Annotated in this window: 19 protein-coding genes and 1 tRNA gene; 14 read left to right on the top strand and 6 right to left on the bottom strand. The window is 62.7% G+C overall.

Features of this window, described 5'->3' with window-relative positions; genetic code table 11:
* Positions 1 to 10 precede the first annotated feature (10 nt).
* The 4 genes from oppC to AB5Y59_RS17520 all read left to right on the top strand — a co-directional run bounded on the left by oppC (position 11) and on the right by AB5Y59_RS17520 (position 4,402).
* Positions 11 to 922 carry an oligopeptide ABC transporter permease OppC gene (gene oppC / locus AB5Y59_RS17535; RefSeq protein WP_010674331.1) on the top strand — a complete coding sequence of 304 codons (912 nt, stop codon included), beginning with the start codon at positions 11 to 13 and terminating at the stop codon, positions 920 to 922.
* Positions 923 to 1,030: 108 nt separating this feature from the next.
* On the top strand, positions 1,031 to 2,011 hold the full coding sequence (locus tag AB5Y59_RS17530) for an ABC transporter ATP-binding protein (RefSeq protein ID WP_048207411.1): 981 nt from the start codon (positions 1,031 to 1,033) through the stop codon (positions 2,009 to 2,011).
* Positions 2,012 to 3,007, top strand: a complete 996-nt coding sequence (oppF, locus tag AB5Y59_RS17525; RefSeq protein WP_103259900.1) for a murein tripeptide/oligopeptide ABC transporter ATP binding protein OppF — start codon at positions 2,012 to 2,014, stop codon at positions 3,005 to 3,007. It begins immediately after the preceding gene.
* 450 nt (positions 3,008 to 3,457) lie between these two features.
* Complete coding sequence (locus AB5Y59_RS17520) at positions 3,458 to 4,402, top strand: TerC family protein (RefSeq protein WP_029314355.1); 945 nt, start codon at positions 3,458 to 3,460, stop codon at positions 4,400 to 4,402.
* 54 nt (positions 4,403 to 4,456) lie between these two features.
* Here AB5Y59_RS17520 and alr read toward each other — a convergent pair whose 3' ends face one another.
* A complete protein-coding gene (alr, locus tag AB5Y59_RS17515) occupies positions 4,457 to 5,683 on the bottom strand; it encodes an alanine racemase (RefSeq protein WP_319908994.1) in 1,227 nt (408 codons plus the stop codon).
* Positions 5,684 to 5,862: 179 nt separating this feature from the next.
* Here alr and AB5Y59_RS17510 point away from each other — a divergent pair, with 179 nt between their 5' ends.
* Positions 5,863 to 6,273 (top strand): isoprenylcysteine carboxylmethyltransferase family protein, encoded by a 411-nt coding sequence (locus AB5Y59_RS17510; protein WP_319908995.1) that lies wholly within the window; start codon positions 5,863 to 5,865, stop codon positions 6,271 to 6,273.
* 71 nt (positions 6,274 to 6,344) lie between these two features.
* On the opposite strand, the gene AB5Y59_RS17505 is transcribed toward AB5Y59_RS17510, so the two are convergent.
* The 3 genes from AB5Y59_RS17505 to AB5Y59_RS17495 form a co-directional block, all read right to left on the bottom strand.
* Complete coding sequence (locus tag AB5Y59_RS17505) at positions 6,345 to 7,604, bottom strand: dicarboxylate/amino acid:cation symporter (protein ID WP_104455728.1); 1,260 nt, start codon at positions 7,602 to 7,604, stop codon at positions 6,345 to 6,347.
* Between the two features lie 205 nt (positions 7,605 to 7,809).
* Positions 7,810 to 8,286, bottom strand: coding sequence for a hypothetical protein (locus tag AB5Y59_RS17500; RefSeq protein WP_041212844.1), 477 nt, complete (start codon positions 8,284 to 8,286; stop codon positions 7,810 to 7,812).
* 120 nt (positions 8,287 to 8,406) lie between these two features.
* Positions 8,407 to 8,483: transfer RNA gene (locus AB5Y59_RS17495), tRNA-Pro, on the bottom strand.
* Positions 8,484 to 8,516: 33 nt separating this feature from the next.
* Here AB5Y59_RS17495 and AB5Y59_RS17490 point away from each other — a divergent pair.
* Positions 8,517 to 8,831, top strand: coding sequence for a hypothetical protein (locus tag AB5Y59_RS17490; protein ID WP_041212845.1), 315 nt, complete (start codon positions 8,517 to 8,519; stop codon positions 8,829 to 8,831).
* Here AB5Y59_RS17490 and AB5Y59_RS17485 read toward each other — a convergent pair.
* Positions 8,821 to 10,164, bottom strand: a complete 1,344-nt coding sequence (locus AB5Y59_RS17485; protein ID WP_039038976.1) for a dihydroorotase — start codon at positions 10,162 to 10,164, stop codon at positions 8,821 to 8,823. The two genes, AB5Y59_RS17490 and AB5Y59_RS17485, sit on opposite strands and share 11 nt — an antisense overlap.
* A 79-nt stretch (positions 10,165 to 10,243) precedes the next feature.
* Here AB5Y59_RS17485 and AB5Y59_RS17480 point away from each other — a divergent pair, with 79 nt between their 5' ends.
* Positions 10,244 to 11,128, top strand: a complete 885-nt coding sequence (locus tag AB5Y59_RS17480; RefSeq protein WP_368212439.1) for a 6-carboxytetrahydropterin synthase — start codon at positions 10,244 to 10,246, stop codon at positions 11,126 to 11,128.
* Positions 11,129 to 11,195: 67 nt separating this feature from the next.
* Here AB5Y59_RS17480 and AB5Y59_RS17475 read toward each other — a convergent pair whose 3' ends face one another.
* Positions 11,196 to 13,208 carry a methyl-accepting chemotaxis protein gene (locus AB5Y59_RS17475; RefSeq protein WP_041215416.1) on the bottom strand — a complete coding sequence of 671 codons (2,013 nt, stop codon included), beginning with the start codon at positions 13,206 to 13,208 and terminating at the stop codon, positions 11,196 to 11,198.
* A gap of 256 nt (positions 13,209 to 13,464) precedes the next feature.
* On the opposite strand from AB5Y59_RS17475, the gene hinT reads away from it, so the two are divergent.
* The 7 genes from hinT to AB5Y59_RS17440 all read left to right on the top strand — a co-directional run bounded on the left by hinT (position 13,465) and on the right by AB5Y59_RS17440 (position 18,638).
* Positions 13,465 to 13,815, top strand: a complete 351-nt coding sequence (gene hinT / locus AB5Y59_RS17470; RefSeq protein ID WP_010674343.1) for a purine nucleoside phosphoramidase — start codon at positions 13,465 to 13,467, stop codon at positions 13,813 to 13,815.
* Positions 13,815 to 15,236 carry a COG3014 family protein gene (locus AB5Y59_RS17465; RefSeq protein ID WP_180344869.1) on the top strand — a complete coding sequence of 474 codons (1,422 nt, stop codon included), beginning with the start codon at positions 13,815 to 13,817 and terminating at the stop codon, positions 15,234 to 15,236. Before hinT ends, AB5Y59_RS17465 begins: the two co-directional genes overlap by 1 nt.
* Positions 15,237 to 15,304: 68 nt before the next feature.
* Entirely contained in the window at positions 15,305 to 15,703 is a 399-nt protein-coding gene (locus AB5Y59_RS17460) for a YcfL family protein (protein ID WP_010674345.1), read from the top strand.
* Positions 15,703 to 16,299: a penicillin-binding protein activator LpoB gene (gene lpoB / locus AB5Y59_RS17455; protein ID WP_010674346.1), complete on the top strand. Its 597-nt coding sequence runs from the start codon at positions 15,703 to 15,705 to the stop codon at positions 16,297 to 16,299. The genes AB5Y59_RS17460 and lpoB overlap by 1 nt, the downstream gene beginning before the upstream one ends.
* A complete protein-coding gene (locus tag AB5Y59_RS17450) occupies positions 16,289 to 17,152 on the top strand; it encodes a phosphotransferase (protein ID WP_139739578.1) in 864 nt (287 codons plus the stop codon). The genes lpoB and AB5Y59_RS17450 overlap by 11 nt, the downstream gene beginning before the upstream one ends.
* Positions 17,153 to 17,203: 51 nt before the next feature.
* Complete coding sequence (locus AB5Y59_RS17445; RefSeq protein WP_041215412.1) at positions 17,204 to 18,064, top strand: DUF6279 family lipoprotein; 861 nt, start codon at positions 17,204 to 17,206, stop codon at positions 18,062 to 18,064.
* 106 nt (positions 18,065 to 18,170) lie between these two features.
* Positions 18,171 to 18,638, top strand: coding sequence for a hypothetical protein (locus AB5Y59_RS17440; RefSeq protein WP_042883117.1), 468 nt, complete (start codon positions 18,171 to 18,173; stop codon positions 18,636 to 18,638).
* Positions 18,639 to 18,724: the final 86 nt, after the last annotated feature.

The raw sequence follows: 18,724 nt of genomic DNA, 5'->3' as shown, positions 1-18,724 counted from the left end.
GGAGTACATCATGGTAGTCACAACTGAAAAGCGCGAAGCCGTCGAGGCGTTCGCCCAGAAAGTGGAAGTGGTGGAAGGACGCTCCCTGTGGAAGGATGCCCGTCGCCGTTTCCTGCGCAACAAGGCGGCCCTGACCAGCCTCATCATCCTGACCATCATCGGTCTGGCGGTGATCGTGGGGCCGCATCTGTCCCAGTACACGTTCGATGACCCGGACTGGGGGGCCATGCAGAGTGCCCCGGACATGGAGACCGGCCACTGGTTCGGCACAGACAGCCTGGGGCGCGACCTGTTCGTGCGTACCCTGCTCGGCGGACGCATCTCCCTGATGGTCGGCATCATGGGGGCCCTGGTCGCCGTCATCATCGGCACCCTCTACGGCGCCGCGTCCGGCTTCATCGGCGGTCGCGTCGACAGCCTGATGATGCGGGTGCTGGAGATCCTCAACGCCTTCCCCTTCATGTTCTTCGTGATCATGCTGGTGACCTTCTTCGGTCGCAATCTGGCCCTCATCTTCCTCGCCATCGGGGCGGTGAGCTGGCTCGACATGGCGCGGATCGTGCGCGGCCAGACCCTGAGTCTCAAGAGCAAGGAGTTCATCGAGGCGGCCCACGTCTGCGGCGTCTCCAAGTGGAAGATCATCACCCGTCATATCGTGCCCAACGTGCTCGGGATAGTGGCGGTTTACGCCACCCTGCTGGTGCCGGGGATGATCATGTTCGAATCCTTCCTGAGCTTCCTGGGTCTGGGCGTGCAAGAGCCCATGACCAGCTGGGGCGCCCTGCTGGATGAAGGCTCCAAGTCGATGGAAGTGGCCATCTGGCAACTCCTGTTCCCCGCCGGTTTCATGGTGGTGACCCTGTTCTGCTTCAACTTCCTCGGGGATGGTCTGCGTGATGCCCTGGATCCCAAGGATCGCTGATACCCAGGGACCGGCAAGACGCCAAGGGGCCATCAGACCCGTTCAGGGAACGCACCGCGTTCACCACGGGCAGGCCCCCATCACGACAGCGCGATAAGGAGTACTGAGATGAAATTACTGGATGTGAAAGATCTGCGGGTCGAGTTCAAGACCCCGGACGGCAATGTGGTGGCCGTCAACGACCTCAACTTTTCTCTTTCTGCTGGCGAAACCCTGGGGATCGTCGGGGAGTCAGGCTCAGGCAAGTCCCAGACTGCCTTTGCCATCATGGGGCTGCTCGCGAAGAACGGTGTCATCACCGGCTCGGCCAAATTTCAGGGGGACGAGATCCTGAACCTGCCGGAGCACAAGCTCAACAAGATCCGCTCCGAGAAGATCGCCATGATCTTCCAGGACCCCATGACGTCGCTGAACCCCTACATGAAGGTCAAGGATCAGCTGATGGAAGTGCTGATGCTGCACAAGGGGATGACCAAGGCTGCCGCCTTCGAGGAGTCGGTGCGCATGCTGGATGCGGTGAAGATCCCCGAGTCGCGCAAGCGGATGAACATGTACCCCCACGAGTTCTCCGGCGGCATGCGCCAGCGGGTGATGATCGCCATGGCGCTCCTGTGCCGGCCGCAGCTGCTCATCGCCGACGAGCCGACCACGGCGCTGGACGTGACGGTACAGGCCCAGATCATGACCCTGATGAACGAGCTCAAGCGCGAGTTCAACACCGCCATCATCATGATCACCCACGATCTTGGCGTCGTGGCCGGCATCTGCGACAAGGTGCTGGTGATGTACGCAGGCCGGACCATGGAATACGGCAAGGTGAACGACATCTTCTATCGGCCGAGCCACCCCTACACCGAGGGTCTGCTGCGCGCCATTCCCCGTCTCGACACCGAAGGGGAAGTGCTGCCCACCATCCCGGGCAATCCGCCCAACCTGCTGCGTCTGCCCACCGGTTGCCCCTTCCAGGAGCGCTGCCACCGGGTACACGAGATTTGCGGCCAGCAGTCCCCCATCCTCACCCCGTTCAATGACGGGCGGGAGCGGGCCTGCCACTGGGTGTCGGATGCCATCATCAAGGGAGTGAACTAAATGGGTACTGACAAGAAACTGCTGCTGGAAGTGTCCGACCTCAAGGTTCACTTCCAAATCAAGAGTGACAAGGCCTGGCCCTGGGCCAAGCCCTCCGCCCTGAAGGCGGTGGACGGGGTCACCCTGCGCCTCTACGAAGGGGAAACCCTGGGCGTGGTGGGGGAGTCCGGTTGCGGCAAGTCCACCTTCGCCCGTGCCCTCATCGGCCTGGTGCCGGCCACCGACGGCAAGGTGGTGTGGCTCGGGCAGGATCTGACCAAGCTCGAACAGGGGGCGCTGCGGGAGAAGCGCAAGGAGATCCAGATGATCTTCCAGGACCCGCTGGCGTCGCTCAACCCGCGCATGACCATAGGGGACATCATCGCCGAGCCCCTCATCACCTTCTACCCGGCTCTGGGCAAGGAGGAGGTGAAGGAGAAGGTGCGCACCATGATGACCAAGGTGGGTTTGTTGCCCAACCTGGTGAACCGCTACCCCCACGAGTTCTCCGGTGGTCAGTGCCAGCGCATCGGCATCGCCCGGGCGCTCATCCTCGAGCCCAAGATGATCATCTGTGACGAGCCGGTCTCGGCGCTGGATGTCTCCATCCAGGCTCAGGTGGTGAACCTGCTGAAATCCCTGCAAAAGGAGATGGGGCTCTCCCTCATCTTCATCGCCCACGACCTCTCCGTGGTGAAGCACATCTCGGATCGGGTGCTGGTGATGTACCTGGGCAACGCGGTGGAACTCGGCACCGGCAAGGAGATCTTCGCGAACCCCTTGCACCCCTATACCAAGGCGCTGATGTCGGCAGTGCCCATCCCGGATCCGGACGTGGAGCGCAGCAAGACCATCCAGATCCTGGAAGGGGACCTGCCATCCCCCATGAATCCGCCCTCCGGTTGCGTGTTCCGTACCCGCTGCCCGGTGGCAGGTCCGGAGTGCGCCAAGACCCGGCCCCAGCTCGAGGGCAACTTCGACCACGCGGTTTCCTGTCTCAAGGTGGATCCGCTCTGAGAACCTGTTAACGATCTTGCTGCGAGGCCGTGATCAAGGCTCATGCGCTGCTCGCTTGTTTGTAACAAAGAGTGCTCATGTATTCATATACATTCCGGTTCCTGCGCTGCTCTTTACCTTGCTGACGACCTCTCGCGACAGCTCGTAAACAGGTTTTAAGGAGAACCGTATCGAGAAGGGCGCGTGCTGGCGCCCTTTTTATTGCATGGGGGATAAGATGCCTCTTGGCGCCAGCGGTTGTCGCTGCTACTATCCGCCGCACAAGGGGAGTAACTTCTCGCCGGTTTGTCGTCATTACGGTGCACCCATATCCTGCAGTGCACCCGGCAGCCGGGCAGTCGATGTCAATCGGCTGTAAGTGAGACCTTGCCGAGAGGCAAGGTGTATCTGCTCCAAACGCGAACCCACTGCCTCCCGGCCGTGGGTTTTGTCGTTTTGGGAGACGTGAAAATGGGTGAATGGTGGATGTGGACCGGTTTCTTCAGCATAGTGCTGGTCCTGTTGTGGATTGATATCCGCTTTGTCGGTGGCGGCAAGGCGCACAAGGTGTCCCTGAAAGAGGCGGGCATCTGGTCTCTCATCTGGGTCAGCGTGGCGCTCCTGTTCAACCTGGCCATCTGGCTCTGGCTGGATCACAGTGCCGGGCGCGAGATCGCGAACCAGAAGGGGCTGGAGTTTCTCACCGGCTACCTCATCGAAAAGGCACTGGCGGTGGACAACGTCTTCGTCTGGTTGATGCTGTTCGGCTACTTCGCCATCCCGGCGGAGCTGCAGCGCCGGGTCCTGCTCTACGGGGTGCTGGGGGCCATCGTGATGCGCGCCGGCATGGTGTTCGCGGGCAGCTGGCTCATCGAGCAGTTCCACTGGATCCTCTACCTGTTCGGGGCCTTCCTGCTGCTGACCGGTGCCAAGATGCTGTGGGCGGCCGACAAGGAGCCGGATCTCGAGAACAATGCCCTGCTCGGCTGGATGCGTCGTCGCTTCAAGGTGACCGAGACGCTGGAGGGGGAGAAGTTCTTCGTCTGGCGTGACGGTGTGCGCTACGCGACCCCGCTGCTGCTCATCCTGGTGCTGGTGGAGGTGAGCGACCTCATCTTCGCGGTGGACAGTATCCCGGCCATCTTCGCGGTGACCACGGATCCCTTCATCGTGCTCACCTCCAACATCTTCGCCATCATGGGGCTGCGCGCCATGTACTTCCTGCTGGCCGGGGTGGCCGATCGCTTCGCCCTGCTCAAATACGGCCTGGCGCTGATCCTGATGTTCATCGGGGTCAAGATGTTGCTGCTCGATATCTTCAAGATACCGACCGGCATCGCCCTTGGCGTGGTGGCGCTGATCCTGCTGGCCTCCATGGGGCTGAGTCTGCTGATGACCCGCAAAAAGGCGGCATGAACGGCGCAGTAAAAAGGGCTCCCTCGGGAGCCCTTTTTCATGTCAGCAATTTGCTTAGCGCTTGATCTTCTTGGGGTTGGTGTAGCCCCAGACGGTGTACATGTCCGCCAAGAGGGCACCGTTGTACTCCTCCAGATCGGATTGTTTCACCTCGGCATCACCCTGGCGTCCGAACAGGACAACCTCGTCACCGGGTTTGATCCCCTTGATGTCGGTGACGTCCACCATGGTGGTGTTCATGGAGGTCTTGCCCACGACGGGGGCCTTCTGGCCATGGATCAGCACATAGGCCTTGTTGCTCATGGCGCGGCGGTAGCCGTCGGAGTAGCCCATCGGCAGGTTGGCCAGCAGGGAGTCGCGCTTGAGGGTGAAGGTGCGGTCATAGCCGACGGTGTTGCCCGCCGGGTAGTGGTTGACGGAGGCGACCTGGGTCTTGAACGCCATCACCTTCTTGTACTCGGTGTAGGAGGGAATGGTGTCGCCATAGATGATGCCGCCCGGGCGCACCATGTCAAAGTAGGCTTCCGGCACTTCCAGGGTGGCGAAGGAGTTGGCGGCGTGGATGGTGAGCTTGCTGCGATCCAGCTTGCCGGCGTCGATAAGCCACTGGTAGTCCAGCTTGAACTGGGCCAGCCCCAGCTTGACGTCCTCTTTCTCCTCCACCGGGAAGTGGGTCATGATGCCGACCGGGGTGATCCCCTTGAGCTTGAGCATGGTCAGGGCATCGGCCTTGGCATCGTCCTGGCGCAGATCGATGCCGTTGCGGCTCATGCCGGCGGAGTTCAGGCCGATGTGCACCGGGATGTTGGTGTGATGGCGCTGGGCGATGCCGGCGATCCCCTTGGCGCTCTCCAGGCTGCCGATGAGCTCCTCCAGCTTGTAGGGCAGGGCCTGCTCCACTTCATCCGGGGTGGCGGCACGCACCCGCATCAGGCGACCTTCGAAGCCCTTCTCGCGAGCAACACGTGCTTCTTCGTTGCTGGCGATGCCGATGCAGGGGATGCCTGCCTTGACCACGGAAGGGACCAGCAGGTCGATGCCGTGACCGTAGGCGTCCGCCTTCATGATGGCGCAGATCTGCGGGCCCTTGTCACCGAGGCGATTCTTCAGGGTCTGGATGTTGTGCTCGAAGGCGCCGAGATCCACTTCCAGCCAGGCGTTGGCGGCGGTCTGTTCCTGACCGTTGCGGTGGTCGTCGGCGAGCGGCAGATAGGGGGCGGCGACCGCCTGGCCGGCCAGCAGGCCAAAGATCAGGGTCGCGAGCAGTGTTTTCTTGTGCATGGGGCAAGTCCTTTCTTATTGTCTTGAGTTGAGGCTGGGCTCATCGCTGAGGCGAGCTGCGGCATGGCTGGTCATAGCATGTTGCTATGCTAATGATATATTTCACTTTTTATCCAGATGCCGACTCTGGGAGTGTATCTCAACGGCGTCAATCGTGGCACGTGTTGCAGGAAGAAAATATGAAGCTGACGTTGCGGATTCCACCGTTGCTGCTGTTCGTCGTTATCGTGCTCGCCATGTGGCTGGTGCTGGTCGCCACGCTGTGGCTGGCGGGAGCCCTGCTGGGGGGCGGTGCGCTTCTGCATTTCTGGCAGCAGCGCACCACTGTGCACCCCCAGCGGCTGGAGAGCAGCCGGGTACTGGTGACCCGGGGCGTCTATCGCATCAGCCGCAATCCCATGTACCTGGGGCTGCTCTGCTGGACCCTGGCGCTGGCGTGCTATCTGGGAGGCATGGCAGTGTGGCTCGGGCCGCTGCTGCTCTGGGGCTGGCTTACCCGCTTCCAGATCCTGGCGGAGGAGCAGGCGCTGCGGCGACAATTCGGCGATGCCTATGACGACTATTGCCGGCAGGTCAGGTGCTGGTGCTGAGGCGCGGTGTGCCCCATCAGGCATATGGCAACGGCCCGCATAGGCGGGCCGTTGCCATGGGGGTCAGGGGATCACGCCTTGGCGGTGTCCACCTCGCCGAGGGGGGCGGTCTCCCCCAGGCTGTCCTCGCTCTTGGCCACCACGCTCGCGGCGATGGCGTTGCCCAGCACGTTGGTGGCGGAGCGCCCCATGTCGAGGAAGTGGTCGATACCGAGCAGCAGCAGGATGCCCGCTTCCGGGATGTGGAACTGGTTGAGGGTGGCGGCAATCACCACCAGGGAGGCGCGGGGCACCCCGGCCATTCCCTTGGAAGTAACCATCAGCAGCAGCAGCATGGTGATCTGCTGGGCCGTGGAGAGCTCGATGCCATAGGCCTGGGCGATGAACATCACCGCGAAGGTGCAGTACATCATGGAGCCGTCCAGGTTGAAGGAGTAGCCCATGGGGAGCACGAAGCTGGCGATGCGCTTGTCACAGCCAAATTTCTCCAGCCTGTCCAGGGTCTTGGGGTAGGCGGCCTCGGAGCTGGCGGTGGAGAAGGCCAGCAGGATGGGCTCGCGGATGAGGGCGAGCAGGGTCAGGATGCGGCGGCGGATGAAGAGGCTGCCCATGGCGATGAGCAGCAGCCAGAGGCAGCCGAGCGCCAGATAGAACTGGGCCATGAAGGTGCCATAGGTGGCGAGGATGCCGAGCCCCTCCTTGGCGACCATGGCGGCGATGGCGCCAAACACCGCGAACGGGGCGAAGTTCATCACGTAGCCGGTCACCTTGAGCATGATCTCGGCGCCGCTGGCCATCAGTTTGACCACGGGCTTGGCGTCGTCCCCCAGGGCGGCGGCGGCCAGCCCGAAGAAGAGGGAGAAGACCACGATCTGCAGGATCTCGTTGGTGGCCATCGCCTCGACCACGCTTTTCGGGATGGCGTGGGTCACGAAATCCTTGAGGGAGATGGCAGTGGCAGCCACGCCGGAGCTGGCGCCGTCATCGGGCAGGGAGAGGGAGAGCCCCACCCCAGGTTGCATCAGGTGGACCATGACCAGCCCCAGGGTCAGGGACATCAGGGAGGCGAGCATGAACCAGCCCAGGGTCTTGACGCCGATGCGGCCCACGGTGCGGGTGTCGCCCATCTTGGCGATACCGACCACGAGCGTGGTGAACACCAGGGGGGCGATGATCATCTTGATGAGGCGCAGGAAGATGTCGGTCAGCAGGGTGATGTCATCGGCAAAGCCTGCGGCCTGTGCGGGCGCGAGCAGGCGATAACCCTGCCCGGTCACGATGCCAAGCAACATCGCAATGAGGATGGCAACGGTCAACTTGTTCATTTTCATGGGGGAGTTCCGGTTTCGATAGGTGCAATGCCTGTGCAGGCGGCGAGGGGCCGCCTCAGTCCTTTTTTTTGTGATCCGGGCGGTGGAATCCAGACAGCCGGTGTGCTGGAGCATGCCTAATCGCGAAGGGGAAATCCAGTGACTTGTTTCGGAGTTTTGCGCTGTTGTTAGCTGCATTTGATATGCATCTTGTGATTTATTTGTATTAATCGCTGTTTATTTTAATTTTTGCGAGATAAACGGCTTCCATGCTCTGTGCGTCCCGGGGGCTGGCCTCCAGGGTGAAGACGAGCAGGGCCGAGGTGCGATGTTCCACCTGCATGTCGTCCATGAAGGTGTCTGGCTCGTACTCGTCGAACCCGAATTGGGGGCGGGTCGGGGTGACCCTGACGGCATCCCGCGACAGGGTCAGCGTCTCGACCCGAATCCAGGGGTATCCCTTTGCCAGTGCCACCTCACCGGCCCGCTTGAGCACGTATTTGCGCGCCGTTTCCCTGTCCACCAGATCGTTTCCCACAAACTCCAGTTGCCAGCGGGCCGGGCCAAGCTGGGTCTGTGAAAAACCGGTCTGGCCATTCCAGAACGATTTTTCACTGTCATAGGCGGTGGCGCAGCCCGCGAGCTGGCCGACCAGCAGGGCGCTGAGGGCAAGGGTGCAGAAAGTACGAAGGGAAGGCAACATGATGCGGGCCGCTTGGCAAAGGGGGTTTTACTACAGCACAAAGGGATCGGAGAGACAATCGCGGTGGAAGACCATAAAAGAAAAGGCCTTGTCGTCTGACAAGGCCTTTCTCGGGGAATTTGGTCGGTGTGAGAGGATTCGAACCTCCGACCCTCTACACCCCATGCAGATGCGCTACCTGGCTGCGCTACACACCGACGGAGTCAGCTCGGCTGACGGGGAGGGAGTTTATGGAGATGCCCCGACCCTGTCAACAGGGGAAATTCAGGTTCGAGATCGTTTGCCTGCTTTGCGAGCAACTTCGGATCAAAGTGCGACCAGTGGTGCATTTTGTCGGCACCTCACCGCTGTCTTGCAGGAAAAACGGCCACCCGGAGGTGGCCGTTTGGCGTGATGCTCTCAAGCCGAGATCAGCGGTTGAAGGTGAGACGCTTGCCCAATACCTTGTCGGTGACTTGGCCGTTCTGCCAGGCTATTTGCCCGTTGACCAGGGTCATCTCAAGCAGGGCGCGCTGGAAGCGGTCATCATCCAGATCAGCGGTTGAAGGTGAGTCGCTTGCCCAATACCTTGTCGGTGACTTGGCCGTTCTGCCAGGCTATTTGTCCGTTCACCAGGGTCATCTCGATGGTGCTCTGGAAGCGGTAGCCGTTGAACGGGGACCAGCCGCACAGGTAGAGCAGGTTGCTGTCGGTGACCACGTAGGGCTTGCCGAGATCCAGCAGCACCAGGTCGGCGAAGTAGCCTTCCCGGATGTAGCCGCGATCCTGCACCTGGAAGCGCTCGGCCACCGCGTGGGAGGTCTTCTTGACGATGGTTTCCAGGCTGAAGACCCCGTTGTGGTAGAGCTCCAGCAGCGCCTGCAGGGAGTGCTGCACCAGGGGCACGCCGGACGGCGCCTTGAAGTAGCTGTTCTGCTTCTCTTCCCAGGTGTGCGGGGCGTGGTCGGTGGCGATGATGTCGAGCACGTCGTTGCGTACCGCATCCAGCAGGGCGTGCTGGTCGGCAGCGCTCTTCACCGCCGGGTTGCACTTGATCTGGCTGCCCAGGGTGTCGTAGTCCGCCTCGTTGAAGAAGAGGTGGTGTACGCACACTTCGGCGGTGATGTTCTTGTCCTTGAGATCCTTCAGATCCGGGGTGGCGGTAAAGAGCGAGAGCTCTTTCGCCGTGGTCAGGTGCAGCACGTGCAGCTTGGCGCCGTACTGCTTGGCCAGGGAGACCGCCATGCTGGAGGATTTGTAGCAGGCGTCCGCGCTGCGGATGCGGCCGTGCTCGCGCATGGGCACGTCTTCGCCCCACTTGGCGCGAGCTTCGTCTTCCAGCACCTTGATGGACGGGGTGTCCTCGCAGTGGGTGACGATCATTACCGGGCTCTCGCGGAAGATGGCTGCCAGGGTCTCCTGGTTGTCCACCAGCATGTTGCCGGTGGAGGCCCCCATGAAGATCTTGATGCCGCAGGACTGCTTGGGATCGAGTTTCTTGATCTCTTCCAGGTTGTCGTTGGTGGCACCCAGGTAGAAGCTGTAGTTGGCGGCGGCGGAGTTGGCGGCGATCTGGTATTTGGCTTCGAGGGCGTCGATGGTGGTGGTCTGGGGATTGACGTTGGGCATTTCCATGAAGCTGGTGGTGCCACCGGCCACGGCGGCCCGGGATTCACTGGCGATGGTTCCCTTGTGGGTCAGGCCGGGCTCCCGGAAGTGGACCTGATCATCGATCATCCCGGGGATGAGATGACGGCCCGTTGCATCGATCACCACGGCATCGGGGGCACTGATGTCCGGGGCGACGCGGGCGATCCGCTCACCCTCGATCAGGACGTCGGAGGCATAGATGCGGCCTTCGTTGACCAGGGTGGCATTCTTGATAAGCAATTTGTTCATGGGGGGTTCCAGTTCCTTTGCCGATAATCCGGGGTCATAATATCGCAAACTGCACTTTCTCTGTAGCAAGGCCTGAGTAATGAAGTTATTTGTTAGAGATTTGACTGTGATCGATTCCAGCTATTTATGCGAGCGCCGCGGCATGGTGGGCGAGAGCTGGCTGGTGGACATCGAGATGAGTGGCGAGCTCAACGAGATGAGCATGTTGCTGGACTTCGGTCGGGTGAAGAAGCTCATCAAGTCGATCATCGATGAAGAGGTGGATCACAAGCTGCTGGTGCCGACGGAATGTCCCCTGGTCCATGTCAACGCGCTGGACAACGACGAGAGCACCGTGGATCTGCTGCGTCCGGGTCGCGCCATCCACCTGCGCTGCCCGGCCCAGGGCTTTGCCTTCATTCCCGCCCCCCAGGTGGATAAAGAGTCGGTGACCCGCTATCTGCTGGGGGTACTGGCCAAGCGTCTGCCGGGCAACATCAAGGATCTCTCCCTGACGTTGCGCCAGGAGCGCATCGAGGGCGCCTTCTACCACTACAGCCACGGCCTCAAGAAGCACGACGGCAACTGCCAGCGCATCGCCCACGGCCACCGCTCTCCCGTCGAGATCCTGGTGGATGGAGAGCGTGACGAGGAGCTGGAGTTCAACTGGGCCGAGCGCTGGGCCGACATCTACCTGGGCACCGAAGAGGACAGAGTGGTCCTTGGCGAACTCGCCCTGAGCGAGCGGGCCGAGGCGTCACTGAAAGAAGGGGACGCTCACTACATCGGCTTCAAGTACGTGGCGCCCCAGGGGCTGTTCCAGCTCGCCATGCCGGCGGTGGAGGTGGAGATGATCGACACCGACACTACCATCGAGCTGCTGGCCCACTACATCGCCCGCGAGGTGAAGAAGCAGGTAGGGGACAAGTTCGTCAAGATTGTCGCCTATGAAGGGGTCGGCAAGGGCGCCATCGCCTACGCCTGAGCCAGGTTCTTCGCTGCCATGAAAAGGCCCCGCCAATGCGGGGCCTTGTCGTATCGGGTCGTGGCCATCAGGCACTGAGGCGGAAGCGCTGGACCAGCCCCTCCTGCTGCTCGGCAAGGGAGTCGAGCTGCTGGCTGGTCTCGGCGACCCGCTCTATGCCCTGATAGTTGAGATCCGAGATGTCGGAGATGCGGTTGAGGTTGGTGGCGATGTCGGCGCTGGTGGCCTGCTGCTGCTCGGCGGCGGAGGCTATCTGGCTGGACATGTCGCTGATGAGCACCACGATGCCCTGTACCTCTTCCATGGCGTTGTTGGCCTGGGAGCTCTGATCCACGCAACTGTCCATCTCGCGGGAGCACTCCTGCATCACGTTGACTGCCCGGGCGACGCCTTGCTGCAGGTTCTCGATCATGGTCTGGATTTCGCTGGTGGACTGGGCGGTGCGGCCAGCCAGGTTGCGCACCTCGTCGGCCACTACCGCAAACCCGCGTCCCTGCTCGCCGGCGCGGGCCGCCTCGATGGCGGCGTTGAGGGCCAGCAGGTTGGTCTGCTCGGCGATGCCGCGGATGACGTCGAGGATGTTGCCAATCTGGCCGCTCATGGCGCTCACGTCGCCAATCACCTTGCCGGTCTGCTGCAGCTTGCCCGCGAGCTGGTGGGTGGTGGTGATGTTGCCTGCCATCACTTTGCGCCCCATCTCGGAGGCTTTCTCCACATCCTGCACCCGCTCCAGGGTCTGGTTGGCGGCCTGGGCCACCTCCCGCACCGAGGCCTCCATCTGGGTCATGGCGGCGGCGACCGAGGCGGTCTCCTGACGCTGTTTCTCCAGATCCGCCCGCACCGATTCGGTGGTGTGGCGGTTGTCGTGGGCGGCGCTGTTGAGCTGGGTCGAAGCCTGGGAGAGCTGCTTGAGCACATCCCCCATCTGGTGGATCAGCAGGTTGATCTGGCTGGCGAGCTGGCCGAATTCGTTCTGGCTCTTGAAGCCGACGCGCTGGGTCATGTCACCCTGGGTCACCTCGGTCAGCACCCGCAGCAGCTCTTTCAGGGGGCGGCGGATGGCCTTGCCCAGGGTGAAGGCCACCAGGATGGCGACGAAGATGGCGATGGCGATGCTGATCCCCTGGGTCAGGGTACTCTGGGTCTGCACCCGATCGGAGGCCTGGATGCTGGCGTTCATCAGCTGCTGGCTCTGGGCGGTGATCCCCTCCAGCTTGTTCTGGATGCTGAGGATGAGCTGGCTAGCCTGCTTGCTCTGCTCGCGCATGGCCTGCTGCTGCTTCATCAGGGCCAGGTATTGGGAGAGCACGCCGTCATTGCCCGTGGTGTCGCGCACGAAGCCATGGACGTAGTGGCCCATGTTGTTGTCGAAGTCCTTGAGCTCCCCCTGGAGATCCTTGATGGTGCTGTTGAAGCCCTCGATCTGCATCTTGTTGCGCTTGAGCGCCGCCTCGATGGGGGCGGGGATGCTCTGGTTGAGGGCATCCATGGTGGAGAGCTCGATGGCGGATAGCTTGGTGGTCAGGGTCTCGGAGAGCATCTTGATGAAGCTGTCGTCGATGGTGACCATCATGTCCCCCAGGTTCTTCTTGAACTGGGGCAGGCTGACCTGGAACTGGCCCTTGGCCTGATTGACCTTGTGCAGCCGGGTGAGCAGGGCCTCGTGTTCGCCGGGCAGGGTCTGGGTCAGTTGCAGGTAGTCATCCACCAGCTTGACGAGGGCAGTCATGTCCGCCTGCAACTGGGGATGAACCGCCACCTGCTGTTTGAGGCTGGCGACCATCTTGTCGACCTGGCCCTTGGCCTGTTGCAACTCGGCCACTTCCGCCGGCAGTTGCTTGAGATCCTGCTCGGTCAGCACGTCGGTGAGCCATTTGTTGGCGCTGAGCAGGCTTATCTGGGTCTGGCTGCTGGCGAGTACCAGCGGCATGGACTCCTGGGTCACCTGATCCAGGGCGCCGCTGAGTTCGCTCTGGCCGCGAAAGGTTAGTACCGCACTGGCGACCATGACGGCGACCAGGATGGCAAAGCCCAGATAGACTCTCTGTAAGATCGAGAGGTCTGACATTGTTTGTTTCATTATTGTCCCGCTGTCTGTGCAAAAGTCCCTTGCCTGAGTACCCCGTCCCTTTGATACCCTGCATGCCCCGAGGGGGATGCCGTTGTGGTTCGCGGGACGTCTCCTCGCTATCGGTATTCTTCACAATAACTGAAGCGATTGGGACAACGGCTGTGCCAAATGTCGGCTTGTGTCACACTTGGCGCGTTGCGGCGGCCTGTTTGGGAGCCGCTTGAGCTTTGTATTGAATTTTCTTTTTCCTATAAAGGAGTTACCCATGGCGCAAGAAACCATTTTCAGCAAAATCATCCGCAAGGAGATCCCCGCCGACATCCTTTATCAAGACGATCTGGTGACCGCGTTTCGCGACATCCAGCCCAAGGCCAAGACCCATATCCTGATTATTCCCAACGTGCTCATCCCCACCGTCAATGACGTGGAGCCGGATCACGAGCTGGCGTTGGGCCGGATGTTCACCGTGGCCCGCAAGCTCGCCAGCGACGCGGGCATCGCCGAGGACGGCTACCGCCTCATCATGAACTGCAACCGCCACGGCGGGCAGGAGGTCTATCACATCCACCTGCACCTGGTCGGTGGCGAGCCCCTGGGACCCCTGCTGAGCCTGTGATGCGCCTCGTCACGTCGACCGGCTTGCTGTTGGCCGGTCTGCTGCTGGGGGGCTGTGCCTCCCAGTGGAAAGACATGTTCGTCTCCTACTCGGATCAGATGGTGCCCTTGCGCAACCAGCTGCTGCTGGGCCATGCCGCCGAGGCCCTGCCCGAGGTGCGCGAATCGACCCCGGGGGACGACACCTTCGTGCTCGACCAGCTGGAGAAGGGGCGCATCGCCTGGCTGGCGGGTCAGGACGGCCCCAGCAAGCAGGCCTTTGCCGCCGCCGACAGCCGGCTTGCGTGGGAAGACAATCAGGCCGAGTACCGCCTGAGCCAGGGACTGGCCCAGGCGGGCAGCCTGCTCACCAACGATCAGACCCTGGCTTACCAGGCGCCCGATTACGAGCGCACCATGCTGCACCACTATCTGGCGCTCAACTACTTACAGCGCGGAGATGCCGACGGCGCCCTGGTAGAGGTGCGCCGTGCCAATCAGGTGCAGGAGCAGGCCCTTAAACGGCGGGCCGACGAGGTGCGCAAGGCCGCGCAGGAGGTGGATCGGGAGGACGAAGCCGGGGAGATGCGCCAGCTGATGTCGCGCGGCGCCCCCGAGCTCGATCGCCTGATAGGCCAGGTGGAAAACGGTTTCCAGAACGCCTACACCTTCTATTTCTCCGGCGTGCTCTACGAGGCGGCCGGGGATCTCAACGACGCCTGGGTCGATTACCAGCGCGGCTACCAGATAGCGCCGGACAACCAGAGCCTGCAGGATGCCCTGCTGCGCCTGGCCCGGCTTCGCGGCTCTCCCGAGGAGCTCAAGGAGACCGAGCAACGGATGGGCCGCAAGGCGCCGCCCTTGGCCAAGGATCAGGGCCAGCTGGTGGTGCTGTTTGAAGATGGCCTGATCCCGGCGCGCCGGGAGCTCTTCCTGCCGCTGCCCATCTCCACCTCCAGCGGCGATTTTCGTACCTTTACCGTGGCGGTGCCCTATTACGACAATCGGGCCAGCGACGGCGCCCCGCTCACCCTGTCGGTGGGCAAGGGGGTGGCGCAGACCAGCGAGCTGGTGAGGCTGGAGGCGCTGGCGGCCAAGGATCTGCAGGAGCGGCTGCCCGGCATGCTGACCCGGCAGGCCCTGCGGCTGGTGGCCAAGGAGCAGGTGCGGCGCACTGCCGCTAAGGAAGGAGGGAATGTGGGCAACATCCTGGTGGGGATCTTCAACACCCTCTCGGAGCGGGCGGATACCCGCAGCTGGCTGACGCTGCCCGCCAAGGCCTCGAGCTGGCAGGGGATGGTCCCGGCCGGGAACGTCACCCTGACCCTGGGGGCGGGCAGCGCCATGCGCACCCTGCCACTCAGCGTCCACGCCGGGCGCACCACCCTGGTGTGGGTACAGCGCCTGGGGAGCGGGCTCACGACCCGGGTGATGCCCCTCTAGGGGGAACCGGATATGGCAACTCAGATGAATGACCGGTCAGGCCGACGGCCACCGGCAAGGAGAACAAGATGAAAGCACAAGGGTTGGCCCTGGGCCTGGTTCTGCTGCTGACGGGCTGTGCCACCAATACTTCCGGCGTGGCGCTCTATGGCGCGGCCGGTGCGGCGGCGGTGGCCGAGCAGCATCAAAACGTCAACGTCACCCTGACCGAACTCAGCCGGCGCCAGCAGAACGGCCTGTTGCAGGTCAACGTGGCGGCGGCCAGCACCCAGCGTGGTGACAACACGCTGCAATATCTCTTCTACTGGTATGACGACGCGGGGCAGGAGGTGGCCAGCGATGGCCGCGGCTGGACCCCCCTCAAGTTGCATGGCTACCAGACCCGTACCCTGTCCGCCCTGGCGCCGAGCCCGGCTGCACGGGGTTACCGGATTTACGTTCGCGAAGTGATGGAGGAATCCTACTGATGAAAATGAATCATGCCCTGCTGATCCTGACCGGCGCCCTGCTGCTGGGCGGCTGCTCCAGCACCACCGTCAGCTATGGCGATCCCACCGAGACCGAGACGGTGACCGTCGATTACGGCTCCTCCGACTTGCAGGCCATCGCCGACAAGATGGCGGATTCCATGCTGGCGTCCCCGGCCACCAGCGAGATCACCGCCGGGGGCCGCCCGGTGATGTTCATGGACTCCATCCGCAACAAGACCTCGGAGCACATCGACACCGAGGCCATCACCGACACTATCCGCACCAAGCTGCTGCGCTCGGGCAAGTTCCGCTTCGTGGACATGAGCAAGGTGGCGGCGGTCAAGCAGCAGCTCGAATACCAGCAGGGCAGCGGCATGGTGGATCCCGCCACCATGGTGCGGCTCGGCAAGCAGACCGGTGCCCGCTACATGGTCTATGGCAACCTCGCCAGCATCGTCAAGGACAACGGCAAGGTGAAGGACGTCTACTACCAGATGACCATGAACCTGATGGATGTGGAGAACGGCGAACTGCTGTGGGCCGATCAGAAAGAGATCCGCAAACAGGCCAAGAAGTCCACCTTTGGCTGGTGAGGACCCGCGGGGGCAGGGGGATCTGGCGGAGCTGGCGCTCCTCGCCAGCCTGCCGGCGCCCTGGGATCAGGGGCGCCTTGAGCCGCTTGGCCAGGGCCTGACCAACGGCAACTACCGGCTCTGCCTCCCCACTGGCGAGCAGGCCTTCCTGCGCCGCGGTCATCCGGATCCGGTGCGCCTTGGCATCGACCGGGCCACCGAGTGGCAGCTCTACCAGGGGGCGGTGGGGCAGGGGCTGGCGTTGCCCTGTCATCACGGCGATCCCGCCACCGGCCTGATGCTGCTGGCGTGGTGCGACGAACCCAACTGGGCCGAGCAGGCGCCGCCTCTCGCCGCGCAACCCCGCCTGATGGCGGATGTGCTGGTGCGGCTGCACCGCCTGCCGGTGCCGACCGTGGTGATGGCGGTGCGGGCCCACAGCGGCGGTTATCGGCAGCGTCTGACCCATATCCCTCCCTGGCTGCCCGCCCTGGAGCGGGCCCTGCTCGCGAGCCGGGAGCCGGACGACTGCTGGCTCCCTTGCCATCACGATCTCAATCCGGCTAACTTGTTGGGGTCGCGGCCCTGGGTCATCGACTGGGAGTACGGCGCCGCCGGCCATCCGGGGTTCGAGGCCGCCAGCATTCAGCGCACCCACGGCTGGAGCGAAGAGCAGCGGTGCCAGTTGGAGAGCTGCTATCTTGAAGCCATGGACGGGGCAGTGACGGGGCTGGGGCCCCGGGGATTCCAGGCCGATGCCTTCCTGCCCTGGGTCGATTACATCGGCCTGCTGTGGGCGCTGCTGATGGCCGAACAGCAACCCGGGCCCGAGTATCAGGCCCTGATCGACATCAACCGCCAGCGCCTGGAGTGATGCCCGGCAACGGCCCGCGCGACGCGTGTATTCAATGAATGGGAGGCATGCATGGTGACCACATTCTCATGGCGTCAACCGCGTAGCTGGAGCCTGCTGCTGCTCTGCCTGCTGCTGACGGGTTGCGCCACCCGGGTGATCTACTACTGGCTCGACTCGGCCATCGTCTGGCAACTGGACGACTACTTCTCCCTGGACCGCAGCCAGAAGAAGCTGCTGGACCAGGAGGTGAAGGGGCTGATGGCCTGGCACCGGCAGCATGAGCTGCCCATCTATGCCCGGGATCTCGATGCCCTGGCCAAGGCGGTGGCCAGCCCCATGAGCCCGGCCCAGGTGACCCTGCATCTGGACAGAACCCAGGCGAGCCTGACCCGCACCCTGGAGAACGCCATTCCCCGCACGGTGCGCCTCGCCAAGACCCTGACCGACGAGCAGGTGGCTCGCTTCATGGCCGATCGGGTGAAGCGCCAGCAGGAGCGTCAGCACGATTTTGCCACCCAGTCGAAGGCCGAGATGATCAAGGGATTTCGGGAGAAGATGAACGAGCGCCTGGTGTTCTGGATTGGCAAGGTGAAGCCGGCCCAGGAGCCTCTCATCACGCAGTGGGCCGAGTGGCAATACGAGATGATGGCCCCCTGGCTCGACTTTCAGGAGGCCTGGACCAAGGAGCTTGATCGGCTGATGAAACAGCGCCAGAGTCCGGATTTCGGCCAGGAGCTGACCCGCTTGCTCCAGCAGGGGGACGGCCTGATGGATGGCCGCTTCACCGGCTACACGGACCAGTCCCGCCAGCGCACCATCCAGTGGCTGAGCGATCTCAGCCACTCTATGGATCTCTCCCAGCGGGCCCACCTCTACACCCTGCTCAAGGACTATGCCGAGGACTTCGAGGGCATGACCCGCAGCCGCTGAGGACGCGGTGAGACAACACAAGGGCGGCGGGCCCCGGGCCTGCCGCCCTTGTTCTTGTGGGGCAGGCTGTGGTAGCTTGCCCTTTCTATTGTGTGGGAATTAACTTTTGAACCTGACCGACAACGTGAAACTGGCGGCGATGACCCTGCTCATCACCCTCGCACTGTTGTTCTCTACCCTCTCGGTGGAGGGGGTCAAGGTACCCGCGTTCCAGCCCTCGGCCCAGCAGGCCCACTCGCTGGCGGAGGGGGCGGCACCTGCCGACGCAAGCCCGGTGGCCCACGGCGTCAGCGGCAGTGACGATGGCATCGTCAAGTTCGTCGGCTCCCACCAGAATCACCTGCTGCGCCTCGAGCACTCCCTGAGCCGCGATCATCAGCCCGGCAGCGTGGTCTACGAGCTGGTGATGAGCTGGTCCCAGCAGGCGATCCTGCTGCTGCTGTGCGGCCTACTGTTCTATGCCGCCCTCTTCTACCCGGGGACGAGCTTTCGCGATCACTTCGCCGGCATTCACAGGCGCCGCCTGCAGCGCCGGCATCTGCAGTACCGCTTCGCCCAGAGTTTCCTTGCCTGACCCCGATGGGGTCAGCTTGCCACCTGTTGCCTCATCTTCTCTCTGTTGCTGTTCACTTTTAGTGAACGGCTAGGCTGTCTTGTTTC

It is taken from the genome of Aeromonas sp. s10 (assembly GCF_040907975.1).
GTDB classification, from domain to species: Bacteria; Pseudomonadota; Gammaproteobacteria; order Enterobacterales; family Aeromonadaceae; genus Aeromonas; species Aeromonas caviae.
Note: the sequence above shows the minus strand (reverse complement) of the source record. Positions and strands in the feature narration are given on the sequence as shown.

Excerpts from the sequence above, each read along its gene's own strand:
- oppC (WP_010674331.1), top strand. The coding sequence starts at position 11 with ATGGTAGTCACAACTGAAAAGCGCGAAGCCGTCGAGGCGTTCGCCCAG.
- AB5Y59_RS17530 (WP_048207411.1), top strand. The coding sequence starts at position 1,031 with ATGAAATTACTGGATGTGAAAGATCTGCGGGTCGAGTTCAAGACCCCG.
- oppF (WP_103259900.1), top strand. The coding sequence starts at position 2,012 with ATGGGTACTGACAAGAAACTGCTGCTGGAAGTGTCCGACCTCAAGGTT.
- AB5Y59_RS17520 (WP_029314355.1), top strand. The coding sequence starts at position 3,458 with ATGGGTGAATGGTGGATGTGGACCGGTTTCTTCAGCATAGTGCTGGTC.
- alr (WP_319908994.1), bottom strand. The coding sequence starts at position 5,683 with ATGCACAAGAAAACACTGCTCGCGACCCTGATCTTTGGCCTGCTGGCC.
- AB5Y59_RS17510 (WP_319908995.1), top strand. The coding sequence starts at position 5,863 with ATGAAGCTGACGTTGCGGATTCCACCGTTGCTGCTGTTCGTCGTTATC.
- AB5Y59_RS17505 (WP_104455728.1), bottom strand. The coding sequence starts at position 7,604 with ATGAAAATGAACAAGTTGACCGTTGCCATCCTCATTGCGATGTTGCTT.
- AB5Y59_RS17500 (WP_041212844.1), bottom strand. The coding sequence starts at position 8,286 with ATGTTGCCTTCCCTTCGTACTTTCTGCACCCTTGCCCTCAGCGCCCTG.
- AB5Y59_RS17490 (WP_041212845.1), top strand. The coding sequence starts at position 8,517 with ATGGAGATGCCCCGACCCTGTCAACAGGGGAAATTCAGGTTCGAGATC.
- AB5Y59_RS17485 (WP_039038976.1), bottom strand. The coding sequence starts at position 10,164 with ATGAACAAATTGCTTATCAAGAATGCCACCCTGGTCAACGAAGGCCGC.
- AB5Y59_RS17480 (WP_368212439.1), top strand. The coding sequence starts at position 10,244 with ATGAAGTTATTTGTTAGAGATTTGACTGTGATCGATTCCAGCTATTTA.
- AB5Y59_RS17475 (WP_041215416.1), bottom strand. The coding sequence starts at position 13,208 with ATGAAACAAACAATGTCAGACCTCTCGATCTTACAGAGAGTCTATCTG.
- hinT (WP_010674343.1), top strand. The coding sequence starts at position 13,465 with ATGGCGCAAGAAACCATTTTCAGCAAAATCATCCGCAAGGAGATCCCC.
- AB5Y59_RS17465 (WP_180344869.1), top strand. The coding sequence starts at position 13,815 with ATGCGCCTCGTCACGTCGACCGGCTTGCTGTTGGCCGGTCTGCTGCTG.
- AB5Y59_RS17460 (WP_010674345.1), top strand. The coding sequence starts at position 15,305 with ATGAAAGCACAAGGGTTGGCCCTGGGCCTGGTTCTGCTGCTGACGGGC.
- lpoB (WP_010674346.1), top strand. The coding sequence starts at position 15,703 with ATGAAAATGAATCATGCCCTGCTGATCCTGACCGGCGCCCTGCTGCTG.
- AB5Y59_RS17445 (WP_041215412.1), top strand. The coding sequence starts at position 17,204 with ATGGTGACCACATTCTCATGGCGTCAACCGCGTAGCTGGAGCCTGCTG.